This is a genomic window from Segatella copri (genome assembly GCF_024330485.1).
GTDB classification, from domain to species: domain Bacteria; phylum Bacteroidota; class Bacteroidia; order Bacteroidales; family Bacteroidaceae; genus Prevotella; species Prevotella copri_L.
This window is the reverse complement of sequence record NZ_JANDWX010000001.1, coordinates 228,320-245,192: the sequence shown is the minus strand read 5'-3', so window position 1 is coordinate 245,192 and position 16,873 is coordinate 228,320. Positions and strand designations below refer to the sequence as shown.

The 16,873-nt window shown below is 45.2% G+C and carries 12 protein-coding genes; 1 reads left to right on the top strand and 11 read right to left on the bottom strand.

Annotated features, from left to right (window positions below; genetic code table 11):
* Positions 1-25 precede the first annotated feature (25 nt).
* From nuoH to NNC77_RS00890, 11 genes are all read right to left on the bottom strand, one after another.
* Positions 26-1,111, bottom strand: coding sequence for an NADH-quinone oxidoreductase subunit NuoH (gene nuoH / locus NNC77_RS00940; RefSeq protein WP_254969632.1), 1,086 nt, complete (start codon positions 1,109-1,111; stop codon positions 26-28).
* A gap of 2 nt (positions 1,112-1,113) precedes the next feature.
* On the bottom strand, positions 1,114-2,685 hold the full coding sequence (locus NNC77_RS00935; RefSeq protein WP_254969631.1) for an NADH-quinone oxidoreductase subunit C: 1,572 nt from the start codon (positions 2,683-2,685) through the stop codon (positions 1,114-1,116).
* Between the two features lie 19 nt (positions 2,686-2,704).
* On the bottom strand, positions 2,705-3,430 hold the full coding sequence (locus NNC77_RS00930; protein ID WP_022120134.1) for an NADH-quinone oxidoreductase subunit B: 726 nt from the start codon (positions 3,428-3,430) through the stop codon (positions 2,705-2,707).
* Positions 3,421-3,771: an NADH-quinone oxidoreductase subunit A gene (locus NNC77_RS00925; RefSeq protein WP_022120133.1), complete on the bottom strand. Its 351-nt coding sequence runs from the start codon at positions 3,769-3,771 to the stop codon at positions 3,421-3,423. The genes NNC77_RS00930 and NNC77_RS00925 overlap by 10 nt, the downstream gene beginning before the upstream one ends.
* A 1,051-nt stretch (positions 3,772-4,822) precedes the next feature.
* The gene (locus NNC77_RS00920) at positions 4,823-5,449 is read right to left on the bottom strand and encodes a deoxynucleoside kinase (RefSeq protein ID WP_117587062.1); all 627 of its coding nucleotides are present in this window, start codon (positions 5,447-5,449) and stop codon (positions 4,823-4,825) included.
* 104 nt (positions 5,450-5,553) lie between these two features.
* Positions 5,554-6,171 carry a deoxynucleoside kinase gene (locus tag NNC77_RS00915; protein ID WP_118154008.1) on the bottom strand — a complete coding sequence of 206 codons (618 nt, stop codon included), beginning with the start codon at positions 6,169-6,171 and terminating at the stop codon, positions 5,554-5,556.
* Positions 6,172-6,349: 178 nt separating this feature from the next.
* Positions 6,350-7,531 (bottom strand): AGE family epimerase/isomerase, encoded by a 1,182-nt coding sequence (locus NNC77_RS00910; RefSeq protein ID WP_254969629.1) that lies wholly within the window; start codon positions 7,529-7,531, stop codon positions 6,350-6,352.
* Between the two features lie 41 nt (positions 7,532-7,572).
* The gene (locus tag NNC77_RS00905; RefSeq protein WP_234564529.1) at positions 7,573-8,916 is read right to left on the bottom strand and encodes an MFS transporter; all 1,344 of its coding nucleotides are present in this window, start codon (positions 8,914-8,916) and stop codon (positions 7,573-7,575) included.
* A 123-nt stretch (positions 8,917-9,039) separates the two neighbouring features.
* On the bottom strand, positions 9,040-10,212 hold the full coding sequence (locus NNC77_RS00900; RefSeq protein WP_153112835.1) for a glycoside hydrolase family 130 protein: 1,173 nt from the start codon (positions 10,210-10,212) through the stop codon (positions 9,040-9,042).
* A 102-nt stretch (positions 10,213-10,314) separates the two neighbouring features.
* Positions 10,315-11,475, bottom strand: coding sequence for a glycoside hydrolase family 26 protein (locus tag NNC77_RS00895; protein WP_254969628.1), 1,161 nt, complete (start codon positions 11,473-11,475; stop codon positions 10,315-10,317).
* A gap of 4 nt (positions 11,476-11,479) precedes the next feature.
* The gene (locus tag NNC77_RS00890; protein WP_228114896.1) at positions 11,480-12,769 is read right to left on the bottom strand and encodes an acetylxylan esterase; all 1,290 of its coding nucleotides are present in this window, start codon (positions 12,767-12,769) and stop codon (positions 11,480-11,482) included.
* A 772-nt stretch (positions 12,770-13,541) separates the two neighbouring features.
* Between NNC77_RS00890 and NNC77_RS00885 the strand changes: the two genes are divergently transcribed.
* Positions 13,542-16,850 (top strand): SusC/RagA family TonB-linked outer membrane protein, encoded by a 3,309-nt coding sequence (locus tag NNC77_RS00885; RefSeq protein WP_254969626.1) that lies wholly within the window; start codon positions 13,542-13,544, stop codon positions 16,848-16,850.
* Positions 16,851-16,873 lie beyond the last annotated feature (23 nt).

Below are 16,873 nucleotides of genomic sequence, written 5' to 3'. Positions count from 1 at the left end.
TTATTATAATAATGTGTATTAAAGATTATCCGTGGATTCCGAATGCTACGCACACGGTCATCAAGATCAGAATGATGAGTGACAATGGCATCAGATACTTCCACTCCAACTTCAGGATCTGGTCGATACGCAGACGTGGGAATGTCCAGCGTACCCACATCAGGAGCCATACCACCGCGAAGGTCTTACCGAAGAACCAGATGAAACCTGGGATGAGGTTCATCAGATTGTCGAAGCCCTCGATACCGATGTTCAATGGCGCCCAACCACCGAGGAATACGGTAGAAGCGATACCAGAAATCACGAAGAGGTTGAGGTACTCAGCCAGGTAGTAGAAACCGAAGCCCATACCTGAATACTCAGTGTGGTAACCTGCGGTCAACTCACTCTCAGCCTCAGCCAAGTCGAAAGGACCACGGTTAGCCTCAGCGTTACCTGCTACGAGGAATACGAGGAAAGCCAGGATAGCTGGCACATGACCCTTGATAATCAACCAGTTCCAAGCACCAGTCTGTGCCTCTACGATACCGCTTACCTGCATGGTGCCGGTAAGAACTACTGCAGAAATCAGACAGAGACCGAGAGACATCTCATAAGAAATCATCTGTACGGCACCACGCATGGCAGATACCACAGAGTACTTGTTGTTAGATGCCCAACCAGCGAGGAACACACCCAGCACGCCGATAGAACTTACGGCTGTGATGAGGAATACACCTACGTTGAAGTCAAGAATATGAGCTCCCTTGTTCCATGGAAGGAATGAGAAAGTACCTACAGAGGCAATGATCACGAGGAATGGTGCCATGTAGTAGAGCAGTTTGTCGGCTCTATCTACAGCGAAGATCTCCTTGATCAACATCTTGAGCACGTCGGCGAATACCTGGAAGATACCCCAAGGACCTACACGCATAGGGCCGAGACGGCACTGGAAGTAGGCACACACCTTACGCTCCATGAAGATAAGTACGATAGCGATGAGGGCGTATGCTGTCAAAATGCAGATACCCACGAGCACGCACTCAATCAGAATCGACAGGAAGTCGCCCAAACCCAAGGTCTGGCGAAGCAGATTGTCGATGAATGTTGTTACTATACTAAAATCAAACATAATTATCTATCAATATCAGGGATTACGAAATCGATTGCTGCACCTGTAGTGATGAGGTCGGCGATCTTCTGACCACGGAGCATTGGATCCAAAGCTCCTGTGAGTGAGAGACCCATCGGACGCATCTTCATACGGTATGGACTCTTGTCACCCTTTGAGTCGAGATATACACCAAACTCGCCGCTGGCACCCTCTACAGAGAAGTACCACTGTCCCTCTGGAACCTTGATGATTGGCTTCTGCTTGATGTAGTACTCACCCTCTGGAATGGTGTCGATCAACTGCTCGATGATGTCCAAGCTCTGATACAACTCCTGGATGTGTACATAGTAACGATCCATAGAATCGCAACCGGTAAGGGTGATTTCCTTCCACTCTACCTTGTCGTACATATCGTATGGATGACGCTTGCGGGTATCGTTCTTCCAACCTGATGCACGACCAGCAGGACCGGTTACGGCATAGTTGATACAATCCTCATAGTTCATTGGACCTACACCTTCGAGACGGTTGTGGGTAATCACGTTGTCACCGAATACGTCGAGGTATTCCTGAATCATCGGACGGAGATACTTGCAGAGGGTCTTCACGTTCTGAACGAAGTTAGGGTCGATATCTGCCTGAAGGCCACCGATACGGTAGTAGTTCTGGATCAGACGGCCACCAGTTGTCTCCTCCATCACGTTCAATACGTGTTCACGGTCACGCATACAGTAAAGGAATGCGGTCAAGGCACCCAAGTCCTGTGCGGTACAGCCGAGGTACAACAAGTGTGAGTCGATACGCTGCAACTCATCCATAATGGTGCGGATGTAGCGGATGCGGTCTGAGAGTTCGATACCCATAGCCTCTTCGATAACGCCTACCAAAGCGTGGCGGTGCATCATCGCAGAAAGATAGTTCAGACGGTCGGTCAATGCCAATGTCTGAGGATAGGTCATGTTCTCCCACATCTTCTCGATACCACGGTGAATATAACCGAGGTGTGGATAGATGCGCTTCACAGTCTCACCATCAATAACGGTCTGCAATCGGAGCACACCGTGGGTAGATGGGTGGTTAGGACCGATGTTGACAACATAGTCGTTCTCATCAAAGCGACGCTTCTCTGTAGCAACGAGATGGCCATCCTCGCTCAAGGAATACTCCACGGTGAAGTCATCCTCAGGCTCATCAGTGCAAGGGAACTTGTTTGCCTCAGGACTCATATCGAAGTCCTTGCGCAATGGATAGCCCTGGAAATCGGTGCGGAGGAAAAGACGGCGCATATCTGGGTGACCCAGGAACTTGATGCCGACGAAATCGAAGACTTCACGCTCCAGAAGGTCAGCTACCTTCCAAAGGTTAATTACTGTAGGAATTACATCACTGCCATCCACCTTCTTGGCGATGGTCTTTACTGAGCAGCGCTCGTTGGTCTGAGTATTCTCGAGAATATAGATACATCCGAGACCTTCCTCACCGAAGTCTTCACCGATGATGGTAACAAGGTAGTCGAAATGCTTCTCGTTCTTCAACTTCGCCATTTCAGAAGCGAAATTATCAAAACTCAATTCAATATTATTCAGTTTCATGTTCTTATACCTTATTATATTAATCAGTTAGACCTTTCTGAGGGTCGAAATCCTCAGGTACTTCAGTTACGATGATAGGCTCCTTGTGTCCGAGCTTCTCGCTGTCAGAGAGGTTCTCGTTGCTCAAGCCGCGAAGACCACCCTTGCTCATAGAGAGTTCCTTCTCATCCTGAGACATCTTGTGGTTAGCACCACCGAAGAATTTCTCAACCTTTACCTTACGCTGCAACTGCATCATACCATAAAGGATAGCCTCAGGGCGTGGAGGACAACCAGGGATATAAACATCCACAGGAACCAACTCGCTGATACCACGAACCACATTGTAGCTCTTTTTGAACGGACCACCAGAGATGGCGCATCCACCTACAGCTACCACATACTTAGGCTCAGCCATTTCATCGTACAAACGTTTGAAAACAGGTGCCATCTTATTGGTAATAGTACCGGCACACATGATCAAGTCAGCCTGACGTGGAGAGTTACGGGTTACCTCGAAACCGAAACGTGAGAAGTCGTAACGTGCACAACCTACAGCCATGAACTCGATACCACAGCAAGAAGTACCGAAGGTCAAAGACCAGAGTGAGTTACTGCGTCCCCAGTTGATGGCAGCATCAAGGGAACCGACTACCACGTTAGCACCACCCTCATTGAGCTCCTGCGCAATCTTTTCGAGGGTATCATTGTCCTTAAACTCGTCGTAAGGAATACTCTTGATAGAGGCTCTTTTGTTTACTTCCATTCCAATGCTCCTTTCCGCCAAGCATAAGCAAGGCCAAATACCAATACCAACAGGAAGAACCCGATGCTCACGAGAGCCATAGATCCAAACTGCTTAACTACGACTGCCCATGGGTAAAGCAATACTGTCTCGATGTCAAACATCAGGAAAAGGATGGCGAAGAGGTAGTAGCCGATGTGTGATGGCAACCATGAGCTGCCACGAGTCGGAATACCGCACTCAAAAGGTTCACCCTTTACCGGATTGTATGAACGAGGACCGATCAACTTCGCGATGACATAAGCAGCCACCACCAAGGTTACAGCCGTCAGCAAAACGGTGATAAATAGTGTAAAGTTCATAAATTTGTTATAACGTTATTTTATATAAATGCTTCTAAGCGGTTGCAAAGGTAACACTTTTTTCTGAAAGAGCACATTTTTTTATGGTTTAATTTGCATCTAAAGTGAAAAAACTCAAAAAACAGCCTGATTTCATCAGTTAACAGACAGCATTAACGAAGGTTCGGAAACAGAGAAAACGAGCGTATTTTGTAGCAAAAAGGAACAGAACAGTAGGATTTTTTACCCCAAAAATCATCCGCTTCGACATTGTTTCCGGCACAACTTTCATCGCCTCTCCTACCCTTCATAAAAAGGATGAGAAAGAGATTATCTATAATCTCAATGGTCAGCAAGTAGATAAAGCCTCTGCTCAAGGCGGCATCTTCATCTCCAGCCAGAAAGGAAAGTTCTACAAAGCATCCGGTTCTTCCGGAGGAAGGAGATAGTTCTGCTGGCGTATTCAGATGTTTGAATAAGCAGAAGATTATGATTGAATAAGCGTATTCAGATGTTTGAATAAGCGAAAGGAGATGATTGAATAAGCGAAAGGAGACGTTTCTTTGGGTTCAAAGAGACGTCTCTTTTAGTTTTAGAAGACTGCTTCTCGAGTTGAAGGAGACTGCTTCTCGAAGGTTGCCACTAGGCTCAGCAGACCTACTGAGCCTAGTCAGCAGCTCTGCCGACTGCAGTCAGCAGGTCTGCCGAGCCTAGTGACAACACCTTTTAATCGTACAACTACAACCCTTATAGTCGTACAACTATAAACCCTTTAGTTGTACAACCATAAACCTTTTAGTTGTACAACCATAAACCCTTTAGCTGTACAACCATAAACCTTTTAGCTGTACAACCATAAACCTTTTAGTTGTACAACCATAAACCTTTTAGCTGTACAACCATAAAACGCAACCCCGCCAGGCGTTCCTCCTTTGACGCCTAGCGGGATTGCGCTTTTTACTTTTTTACCTTATAATAAGGACTTGGGGGACTAGCGATGGAATCGCTAGGAACGGGGGGCGAAAGGGGGTTAAGGTTCTTTTTACCTTTTTACCCTTTTACCTTTTTACTTTTAAACCTCCTTTTCAGCAAACAGGCCGAAGAGCTCGGCATCTATCAGGTCAGTAACCTTTCGGAAGTCTTCCGGATTCTCTCCGAACTCCAGATTATCACCATCAATGATGATGAGGCGACCTTTATAATCCTTAATCCAATCCTCATAACGCTTGTTCAACCCCTGGAGGTAATCGATGCGGATGCTCTTCTCGAAATCGCGGCCACGCTTCTCGATATGCTTCACGAGCGTAGGAATGCTGCTCTTGATATATATCATCAGGTCAGGGAGTTTCACCAGACTGATCATCAGATCGAAGAGATCGGTATAGTTCTTGAAATCCCTATCGCTCATCATACCGATATCGTGAAGATTAGGCGCAAAGATACGCGCATCCTCGAAGATGGTTCTATCCTGTACGATGGTCTGCTCTGAACGTGAAATCTCCACAACATCATGGAATCGCTTGTTCAGGAAGTAAATCTGAAGATTAAACGACCATCGTTCCATATCCTTGTAATAATCAGCCAGATATGGATTATTATCTACCGGCTCGAAATTAGCTTTCCAGCCATATCTCTTGGCAAGCATCTTGGTTAATGTTGTCTTGCCGCTACCTATATTTCCTGCTATTGCTATATGCATCTATGTCAATGTTGAATGTTAAATGTTGAATGTTGAATTGGGCTAGCGCCATCAACTCTTCCTTTTTTACTTTTTTACTTTTTTACCTTTTTACTTTTTTACCTTTACGAGAACAGCCCGAAGAGCTTGGCATCTATCTTATCTATGATTTCACCAAACTGCTTGGGATTGTGCTCGAAATCGAGATTATCAACTTCTACGATAAGCACCTTTCCCTTATACTTGTTCATGATGAAATCTTCGTAAAGATTGTTGATACCTTCCAGATAATCCAAAGGCATCTTCTGCTCATAATCACGACCGCGCTTCTGGATATTCTTCACGAGGTGAGGAACTGAAGAACGGAGATATATCATCAGTTCAGGCATCTCTACCACTTCCATCATCGACTCGAAGAGCTCCATATAAGTCTCGTAGTCGCGCTGGTCCATATTGCCCATCTTCCGGTTGTTGGCCGCAAAGACATAAACACCCTCAAAGATGGTGCGGTCCTGGATGACCGTCTCTTTACTGTGTTGGATTTCCAGCAGATTCTTGAATCGCTGCTTCAGATAGAACACCTCCATATTGAGAGCCCATCGCGAGATATCCTTGTAATAGTCATCGATATAGGGGTTTTCAGCCACGGGCTCCAAGTACTGTTTCCATCCATAATGTTTAGAAAGCATCTTGGTGAGTGTTGTCTTGCCACTACCGATATTTCCTGCTATTGCTATATACATTTATTTTTAATGTTTAATGTTAAATGTTGAATGTTGAATCTTTGATGCGATACCACCCTCAATTCTACATTGGCTGCAAAAGTACAATAAAAAATCGGGATAAACAAAAAAATCCAAGCAAATATATGATTTGCTTGGATTTTTGTATTCTATTCCTGCCTTGCAGGGGAGCTGTATTTTAATAGTCACGTTCGATGAGTTCGAGACACATACGGGAGTTGTGGTAAGGACATTTCCAGAAACCCGCCTTATCATCCTCCTTGTTCACCGTACCATCTTCCAGGATAGCCCAGTGCCACTCACCGTTCTTGGCATCCAGCAGATGCTTGGCTACATAGTTCCAGCAGGAGATGGCAACCAGAAGATTCTCTTCGGTACGGAAATACTGATAGAGGTCGATATGTCCGATGATGTTCTCGCACTGCACCCACCACTGACGCTGGAGATCATACTTATCTCCATCTTTCCAATGCTCATAAACCATACTGCCATCCGGACGTAAGCCTTCATCTGCTGCATCGGCTATACGACGGATGATGCGCTCTATCTTATGCAGCAATATCTTATCGTCTAAAACCAGCGCGGTTTCGTGGAGCAGCCAGGACGCCTCAATATCATGACCATAGCTCTCGATGTTACGCTTGCCCTCCCACTCGTCATTGAAGAAGAGGTCGAGATGATAAGTCTCCTTGTTCAGAAGCTTATCGGTGAAGATATCGAGCAGATTGCGGATGCTCTTCTCCAGTTCCGGAGTCTTCCATACACGATAAAGATTGGTATATGGCTCGATGATATGCAGATGGGTATTCATCGTACGGGAACCATTCTCATCCTTATCAGAGAGACGCATGTCTGCAATCGGATTCCACTCACGGGTCAATGCCTCGATATATCCGTTGTTCTTGGCATCAAAGGCATGCTTCTCTATGTCATGATACAGGGAGATGGCGATATCCAACGCCTCCTTGTCACCTGTTGCACGGGCATACTCCGAGAAACCATAGATGGCAAAGCCGATGGCGTAAGTCTGCTTCTTGGTATCGAGCGGATTACCCTGATAGTCAACACTCCAGTAGATGCCGCCATATTCCCTGTCGAGGAAATAATCGCGCACATAATCCTTGGCACGGGTGGCAGCCTCAAGATACTCCGGCTTCTTCAAGACACGATAGGCAGCAGAAAACGCCCAGAGGATACGGGCATTCATCACGGCACCCTTCTCGGCTACAGGATGTACCTGGTCGTTACCGTCTACACGTCCGTAAAAGCCACCGTTTTCTTCATCTTTCACTTTCGTTAGCCAATAGCTGAGGATGTTGTTCTCCAGAACATCCCGCATCGTTTCTTTAAGATTTTCCATTTTTCCTTTTTTAATAGTGATTATTAGTTATGTTAAAACAATTATTTGCGGATAGGGAACTTCCAGGCAAGCACCATCAGCAGGAAGGCGATGACGGCTGGGAAGAGTGAGAACAATGACCATACCATCGTAAGCACAGAATCGGTGACACTGGCTGGGTCGATCATCGTATTACCCATCTTATCTGTTATCATGTTGGCACCTGCCCAGCCCAGGAAGAGGGCGATGAGAGAACCGGAAATGGCGGTACCAAACTTCTGGCTCATCGTACCGGAAGAGAAGATAAGACCTGTAGCTGATGTTCCGAAATGCTCGGTATGGTAGTCGGCTACATCGGCATACATTGACCACATCAATGGCGAATAGATACCGATACCCATAGAGGTAAGGATAACGATGGCTATCATTACCCAGATATACGATGGATCCATCGGGATGAAGAAGAAGACAACCGAGAGAACCAGACAGAGAGTTGCAGCCCAGAAGAATGCCATGCGCTTGCTGCCTACCAGACGGGTGAACCAAGGAGATACACCACCGAAAATCATACAGGTTACTTCACCGAATGCCATGAAAACGGTATAGTTGATAATCAGTCCCTCGATGGTTACATTGCCATGCAGACAGTAATCGAACATATAGCCAGCAACGGCATAGCGGAATCCGTTGAAGAAGTTGGTGCACACGGCGATGGCTGTCATATAGAGCCAAGCCTTGTTGTGAACGAGGTCAGCAAACTGCTGGAATGAGAACTTCTCAGCGCGTTTCGGCTTCAGACGTTCCTTGGTGAGGAGTCCGCAAGCCAATGTCATAACAGCTGCAATAATACCGAGCACGGCACCAATGACAGCATACTGATGAGCGGCTGTTCCACCTACCATTTTCTGAAGATAAGGGAAAGAGAGCAGGGTAACGAATCCCATGGCATAAGCACCTACCATACGGAAAGAAGAGAACTGGTTCTTCTCATCATCATCCTCGGTCATCACACCGAGCAATGAGCCGTAAGGCACATTCACCATGGTATATACCGCCATCATCAGCAGATAGAGGGCGTAAGCATAGATTCGCTTGCCCACAGGACCGAAGTCTGGAGTATAGAGCAAGAGGGCGAATATCAATCCGAAAGGAATGGCACCATAGATGAGCCAAGGACGATAGGTACCGAAACGGCTCTGGGTACGGTCGGCAAGAGTACCCATCAGCGGGTCAGTAACCACATCGAACATGCGGGCTACGAGCATCAGTACTGCCGCATCCGCAAACGAGAGTCCGAAGACATTTGTAAAAAACAGAGGAAAAGCGATAGACATCACCTTCCATACAATACCACCCGCAGCGGCATCACCCAATGCATAAGCTATTTTTTCTTTTAAACGAGCCATTGTTTTTATTGTTGAATGTTGAGTGTTGAATGTTGAATGTTACTAAAAAAGGGATTCGCTCCCCATCTATATCTGATAATACGGATGAGGAGTACGAATCCCTACAATCTTAATACCTGAAACTTATTTACTTAAAGTCTGTTTATTTTTTGCTACCAAAGCCTTGATCTTCTCTACAGAGAACTGAGTGCGATAATCATCCTTTGGTGTGTTCATGCAGTAGTCTACCAATCGGTCGATGGTAGAAGTTGCCACATGCATGCGGGTATCAGAAGAAGCATAGTAGATGAATACCTTGCCATCCTCATCTGCAATCCAACCATTGGCAAAGACTACATTCATTACATCACCGATATACTCAGGACCTTCCGGTACGAGGAGATATCCACCTGGTTCAGCAATCACCTTAGTAGGATCCTCAAGAGAAGTCATGTACATATAGAGCACATAGCGGAGACCGCTGGCACAGCCACGAACACCGTGAGCCAGATGCAACCAGCCCTTATCAGTCTTGATAGGATGAGGTCCCTCACCGTTCTTCACCTCCTGGATGGTATGATAGTGACGGGCATTAATAATCTTCTCTTCCTTGATTTCGGCATGAGTGATATCATCAACAAGAGCCCAACCGATACCACCACCTGAACCTGTATCGATGAAACCATCCTGTGGACGGGTATAGAAAGCATACTTGCCATCAACGAACTCCGGATGGAGAACCACATTGCGCTGCTGGCTTTTGGTCTTCAGATCAGGAAGACGCTCCCAGTTTACCAGGTCCTTGGTACGGGCAATGGCTGCTGTAGCAGTAGCAGCACTGAGGTCTCCAGGCTGTGCATCATCATGACGCTCTGCACAGAACACGCCATAGATATAACCATCCTCATGAGCTGTGAGTCGCATATCATAGATGTTGGTAGCAGGAACAACATCCTCCGGCATGGTGATAGGCTCATCCCAGAAACGGAAGTTGTCAACACCATTAGGACTCTCTGCTACGGCAAAGAAACTCTTGCGGTCAGCACCCTCAACACGAACAACGAGGAGATACTTACCATTCCACTTGATGGCACCCGAATTGAGCGTAGCATTCATCATGATGCGCTGCATGAGATACGGATTACTCTTCTCGTCGAAGTCGTAACGCCACTCCAATGGTGTATGTTCTGCTGTAAGGATTGGGTTCTTATACTTTTCATAGATACCATTTCCCCACTCTACGGGTTCATTCTTACGGCTCAGCAATTCCTCATGATGAGCGCGGAGTGCTTTCACTTTGTCTTGAAATGTAGTCATATTTTATTTTATATTAATGTTGAGTGTTGAATGTTGAATGTTGAGTATAAAATGCACATTGGACTAAAGCCAATTTAACATTCAACATTCAACATTCAACATTTATTTAACCTTTACAATGTCTTTGGCAAAGAGAACTTTCTTTTCCTTCTTGAATTTCTTGAAGTCCTCGACGATGGCTCCATCGCCTACTCCAGGGAGGTAAGCCTCTTCCTGAGGTTTGTCCCAGGCATTACGCCAGAAGAGTACATAACTCAACTGATACTTCTGAAGTACAGGCCAAAGGGTTTGCGTAAACCAATCCTTCTTGCTGGCGATACCTCGGCAACCCGTTTCGGTGAGGGCAGGAATCTTGCCAACCTTCTTGGCTGCCTCCATCAGCACATCGAGCGTAGCAGCAAGGTTCTGCTGATAATTGGCATCGCTGTTGTCGAACTCGTAGACGTCAACACCCAGCATATCCACATACTTTTCTCCCGGGAATCGCTCCAGGAATTTTTCTACCGTCTTCTCGTCGCTGAGATTTGGTGACCAAGCCCAAACGATGTTATTGCACCCTGCTTTAGTAAGTATATTTAGGGTTTTTACGTATAATTGGTTATATTGTACAGGTGTGCAACTGCTAGCTCCCCACCAGAACCATCCGCCATTCATTTCATGCCATGGTCGGAAGATGACAGGAACCAGTTTACCATCGTTTGTCTTCAAAGAAAGGATGAAATCGGAAACCTTCTTGAGCCATCCGTCGAACTTCTGTTGCTGGGCGCCTCCATCCAGGACTGCAGCCACAGCATCACCTTTCGGATCCCAGGCATTCTCGTCAGTAACCGGATTCCAAGGATGCCAACTCAAAGTAACGATGCCTCCTCTCTCATTTTGGGCAATGATTTCTTTTCGCATACGATCGAAAGATACACCATCGAGATTTTCCTTGCTGTCCAACTCTATTTTTCCGAGATCAAAGCCCATCACAGCAGGATAATCACCTGTAGTGAGGAATACATCGCTCTTTCCTTCATCCCATTTCCAAGTAGTACCATACATCGGATCATCCTGATGTCCGAGCATGATTCCCTTGTTCAGTAATTTCTGCAGTCTAACCTTCAATTGCTCTGCCGGAGTATTGCAACATTGCTTTTTACCCTTGCAGCAGGGAGTATTGGCAGTCTGGACTGATGCGCCCGTAACGCCATCAACCTGTGCCACAGCTCCTTGCATCGCCATGAGGCAAGCTGCACCAATCAAAATTCTTTTTCCTATCATATATCTATTTCTTTAATTGCTGAATAATCCAAGCCTGCCATTCATCCCACTGCTCCTGATACCAGTAATGACCGGTCATCTGGTACAGACTCAAGGTCTTAGGCGCTTTTACCGAATTATAAAGTCCGTAAGACGATGTTGGCGGAACCACCTCATCATTATAACCGAAACTGTACCAGCCAGGAACGGTGATACGACGGGCGAAGTTGACGCCATCATAATAGCGTGCACCTTCGAGTCTTGCCTTTTCCAAATCCGTAAGTTTCTGCTCTTTCCATGCAGCCCCCTGTGCCTTGTCTTCCTTATAGAAGTAGTGAGGCCATCCGCCTGCAACTCCGTGAATCTCAGCTTCATAATCACACATGGCATCATGAACAGGAGCCAGGAATGTGATTCGCTTATCGAGAGCTGCCACAGCAATGGAAAGGAATCCACCCTGTGAAGAACCCGTTACACCGATAGTCTTTCTGTTCCACTCAGGGAGCGAAGCGATATAATCCACACCACGGACAGCACCGGTTACTACCCGTCTGTAAGCATTGCGATAAGGATTCTCGAGATTGGTATCCCAGTAACCATTCAGTTCGCCATTGGCAAGATCATCATAAATCTTCTGCTGCATGGTAACAGGAACACCGTGAATACCGATTTCCAGTACGATGCATTCAGCAGGAGCCGTATAAGTATCGCCGGCATAAGGGCGTACACCCGCACCAGGTACACGGAGCAAAGCCGGATACTTACCTTCTTTTACCGGGACACTCAGGATGCCATACATCTTAGAGCCCCATCGGTTGTTGTTATAACTTATTTCATATACATTCTTATCCTTGGTACAACGCTCAGGCAGAAGCACCTTGGTAGGATTGAGGTCATTCTGTCTTGCCTCATCCAGTGCCTTCTTCCAGAAAGCATCGAAATCCTTAGGTTCCTGTGCGAAAGGCTGGATCTTCTCTGGAGAGAACCCTGCCGTGCAAAGTCCCTCGTAATCCTTGCCATCAACATGAGCGATAACCTTGAGGCGGTAGAAGCCCGGTCTGTTCAGACTGCCGCACCATTTCATGGTTCCGTCCTTGAGAGTGGTACTTTTCTTCACCTCCGGAAACATTGCCGGACCGGCTTCATAATCTACCTTCACCTGATTGAGTAGCGTACCGCTCTTTCTCACATTCACCGTGAAGTTAGCCTTCTCGCCTACCCGATAATTCCAGTCCTGATGGTCAGGAGTTACCGTTACCACGATGTTGTTACCTCTGATTTGTGCGCTGAGGCTTGAAATCCCCAGCACACTCATCAGAACACCTATAATTATTAACCTAAAAACATTTGCTATACGATGATTCATATTGTCGTTGGTAATCTTGTTAGTTAAACATTCTGTTTTACGGTTGCAAAGTTAGGCATAATTTCCGATATATCCGTGTATTATTTTGCTGAATAAACATACTTTGTTGCAAAGGCAGAAAAATATTCGGAAATATCTGAAAAAAGAAATAAGAATTGATGCACATCAAGTCAGAAAAAGCAAAGAAAACAACAAAACACACACTCTTTTCAACTCAAGAATTGACCGAAAACAACCAAAGACCAATTAACAAAGCACAAAAGGTTATGACAATTCATATAATAAATAATGTACGCGTACCTTATATATAATAGATAAATAATAGAATAATCAATATAAATCAACCATCAAGTAAATAAATTGTAACGCTAACACTTAATCTTTAATAAATATGACGAAAATTACATTTTATTTTCACTAAAGCAGAAAAGTATTAGTAATCAGCAAAATATGTACAAGCTATTTTGCAAAAAATAGCTATCTTTGCAGCAGATTTACAAAATAGCCTAAAGGTTTAGAATCAACAATATAAAAACAAATAAATATAATCACAACAATGGAAAAAGTAAATGCAACCTAGAGCTAGCCTCTAGCCTTTTCTTCTCATCAGAAAAAGATGACGAAGGAATAATCAGAGAGCAATAATCCGATTTGGATTCTTTCCCGTATCGATCGTATAAGTGAAAGAGCCAAACTGTTTTAACCAACTAACAAAAATTGTATGAACTTTAAAAGTAGAGAAAAGTTGCTTGCTAGTGTAGCTGCCCTGAGTCTTCTCGGCATCTCCCCTCAGCAAACTTTCGCAGCCCAGATCACAACGAATCAGGCTGTGCAACAGACCAAGAAGATTACTGGTAACGTATCCGATGCAATGGGTCCTATCATCGGTGCAACAGTAAAAGTGAAAGGCACAAAAAATGCCGCAGTGACAGACTTTGATGGTAACTACACACTGAATGTAGGTGCCGGACAGACTGTTGAAGTAACTTACGTAGGCTATGTTACCAAAACTTTCAAAGTAGGAGGCCAGAGTAAGTACGACATCACTTTGGCTGAAGACAACAACAGTCTTGACGAGGTGGTAGTTGTAGGTTATGGTACCATGAAGAAGAGCGACATCTCAGGAGCTTCTGTTTCCATGGGAGAAGACCAAATCAAAGGTTCTATTATCACAAACTTAGACCAGAGTTTCCAAGGTCGCGTTGCCGGTGTTACGTCTGTAGCGACTTCAGGTGCTCCAGGTTCTTCTACCTCAATCCGAGTTCGCGGACAGTCAACAATCAATGCCGGTGCAGAACCACTTTATGTCATTGATGGTGTCATCTTCCAGGGCGGCGGTTCAAGCGGCGGTTCATTAGGTTTGGGAGATGCCTTAGGAAACGGTTCTGTTTCTACCGTATCACCAATGTCAACTATCAACCCTGCCGATATCGTCAGTATGGAAATTCTGAAAGATGCTTCTGCTACAGCCATCTATGGTGCCCAGGGTGCAAATGGTGTTGTACTTATCACAACCAAACGGGGTAAGATTGGAGAAGCAAAATTTACATACGACGGCATGGCAGCATGGCAATACCAGGGAAAGCGTATTGACATTCTGAATCTTCGTGAATTCTCAGAATATTATAATGATTTTGTAAACAACGGATGGATTTCACAGGATCAGGCACGCCCTGATTTCTCAGACCCATCTATCTTGGGTCGAGGAACCAACTGGCAGGACGCTGTATTCCGCACAGCTTTCCAGCACCAGCATCAGGTTGCTGCACAAGGTGGTACAGAGAAGGTTAAGTACTATGTTAGTGGCGGTATGATGGATCAGGATGGTACTATCATCGGTTCTAACTTCAAGCGTTTGAACGTACGTGCCAATCTGGACGCTCAACTGAAGAAATGGTTCAAGATAGGTATGAATACTACATACACAAGAACCAAGGAGCGCCTGCTCCATGCTGATGGTACAGAAGGTGTTATTACATACGCATTGACTACACCTCCAGATATTGCAATCTATGACGTAGACGGAAACTATACATCTGTAGTACGTGACGGCTGGTCTTCACCAAACCCTATTGCACAGGCTTTGAGCAAGGATATCACCATGAAGCGTAACAAGCTGACCGGTAACATTTTTGCAGACATTACTCCTATAAAGAACCTCACCTGGCATACAGAGTTGGGTTACGACTTGTCATGGAGTGATGCAGAGGTCTTTACACCTACTATGCACTTAGGCAACTGGAACCAGGACACAAACTTTGCAAGCTGGCAGAAGAATACAAGCAAGTATTGGCAGTTTAAAAACTACATTACTTATAATGGAAGTATCAAAAAGCATTCTTTCACAGCCATGCTGGGTCAGGAAGCTTGGCGCAGTGACTGGGATTATACCTATCAGGCAAACGCTAATTTGCCAAACAATACAATCCATTTGCCATCTTTGGGTTCCAGCACTCCTAGTATCAAGTCTGGTTTCGGTGTTACAACAATGTCATCATTCTTTACACGTGAGACATACAACTACGATGACCGTTATTTAGCAACATATACATTCCGTCGTGACGGAAGTTCTAACTTCGGTCCTGAAAACCGTTGGGCTTCATTCCACTCATTCGCAGCAAGCTGGCGTTTCTCTAACGAGAAGTTTATCAAGAGCATCGCAGGTAAATGGTTGAGCAATGGTAAGATTCGTATTGGCTGGGGTCAGACTGGTAATGCCAATATCGGTGCTTACAAATGGGGTACTACCGTAACCAAGTTCCTTGTTGGTCAAACAAGCGTAGCATACCGTCCTACCAACATTCCAAACACTTCTATCAAGTGGGAAACTCAGGAACAGACCAATATCGGTCTCGATCTTGGACTCTTCAATGATAAGATTGGTTTCACTCTCGACTGGTACAACAAGGTTTCCAACGATATGCTGATGCCTTTACAGTTGCCTTCATATATGGGTACTCAAGGCAATGGTTCTTCACGTCTTAATGCACCTTGGGGTAACTACGGTAAGATCAAGAACACCGGTTTCGAGTTGGCAGTAAACGCTCATCCTATTGCTAACAAGAACTTCTCTTGGGATACAGAGTTCAACATTTCTTGGAACAAGAACAAACTGGTAGGTCTCAGCGGCACAACCAATGCCAACATCATTGGCTATGGCCAGTTTAACGACGTTGTCTGTGTAAGTAACATCGGCAAACCTCTCTATCAATTCTGGGGATATCAGACCGATGGCGTATACAAGGATTTTGAAGATATCAAAAACTCTCCTAAGCCTAAGAGCTACAAGGAAGGAGCCCTGAATAAGGGAACAACCGTATGGCCAGGCGATATCAAGTTTAAGGATATTTCAGGTCCTGACGGAAAGCCTGATGGAGTTATCGACGATTACGACAAGACTTACATCGGTAATCCACAGCCTAAATATACATTTGGTTGGACCAACACATTCCGTTATAAGGACTTCGACCTGACATTGTTCGTCAGCGGTTCTGTAGGAAACAAGGTTATGAACTACCTGAATATCAGCATGAGCAAGATGAACAATGCCTGGGTAAACCAGAGTGCAAGTGTCAAGAATCATGCCGTACTGGCTCCAATTGATCCGAACAAGGACTACAGTAATGGTTATAAAGGCAACAATGCCAATACCGTATACAACTGGTATGATGACGTAGACAACATCTATGTAGTAAACGCAGGAACCAACATTCCACGTCTTGCTATCGGTGACCCAGCCGGAAACTCTAGCGTTATCAGTGACAGATATGTTGAAGATGGATCATACTTGAGAATGAAGAATATCACTTTAGGTTATACATTGCCTAAAAAGTATGCAAGATACCTTCATATTGAGAGTTTGAGAGTATATGCAAATATACAGAACCTCTTCACTATTACCGGTTACGACGGTTATGATCCAGAAGTAGGTGCAAGTACATCCGATTCACAGGGATACAGCTTCGGTGTAGATAACGGACGTTATCCTTCACCAACGGTATATTCTTTCGGTATCAACCTTGCTTTCTAATTAAATAACAAAAGAATAAACAA

Excerpts from the sequence above, each read along its gene's own strand:
- NNC77_RS00900 (WP_153112835.1), bottom strand. The coding sequence starts at position 10,212 with ATGACTACATTTCAAGACAAAGTGAAAGCACTCCGCGCTCATCATGAG.
- NNC77_RS00915 (WP_118154008.1), bottom strand. The coding sequence starts at position 6,171 with ATGTATATAGCAATAGCAGGAAATATCGGTAGTGGCAAGACAACACTC.
- NNC77_RS00935 (WP_254969631.1), bottom strand. The coding sequence starts at position 2,685 with ATGAAACTGAATAATATTGAATTGAGTTTTGATAATTTCGCTTCTGAA.
- NNC77_RS00925 (WP_022120133.1), bottom strand. The coding sequence starts at position 3,771 with ATGAACTTTACACTATTTATCACCGTTTTGCTGACGGCTGTAACCTTG.
- NNC77_RS00905 (WP_234564529.1), bottom strand. The coding sequence starts at position 8,916 with ATGGCTCGTTTAAAAGAAAAAATAGCTTATGCATTGGGTGATGCCGCT.
- NNC77_RS00920 (WP_117587062.1), bottom strand. The coding sequence starts at position 5,449 with ATGCATATAGCAATAGCAGGAAATATAGGTAGCGGCAAGACAACATTA.
- NNC77_RS00910 (WP_254969629.1), bottom strand. The coding sequence starts at position 7,531 with ATGGAAAATCTTAAAGAAACGATGCGGGATGTTCTGGAGAACAACATC.
- NNC77_RS00930 (WP_022120134.1), bottom strand. The coding sequence starts at position 3,430 with ATGGAAGTAAACAAAAGAGCCTCTATCAAGAGTATTCCTTACGACGAG.
- NNC77_RS00890 (WP_228114896.1), bottom strand. The coding sequence starts at position 12,769 with ATGAGTGTGCTGGGGATTTCAAGCCTCAGCGCACAAATCAGAGGTAAC.
- NNC77_RS00885 (WP_254969626.1), top strand. The coding sequence starts at position 13,542 with ATGAACTTTAAAAGTAGAGAAAAGTTGCTTGCTAGTGTAGCTGCCCTG.
- NNC77_RS00895 (WP_254969628.1), bottom strand. The coding sequence starts at position 11,475 with ATGATAGGAAAAAGAATTTTGATTGGTGCAGCTTGCCTCATGGCGATG.
- nuoH (WP_254969632.1), bottom strand. The coding sequence starts at position 1,111 with ATGTTTGATTTTAGTATAGTAACAACATTCATCGACAATCTGCTTCGC.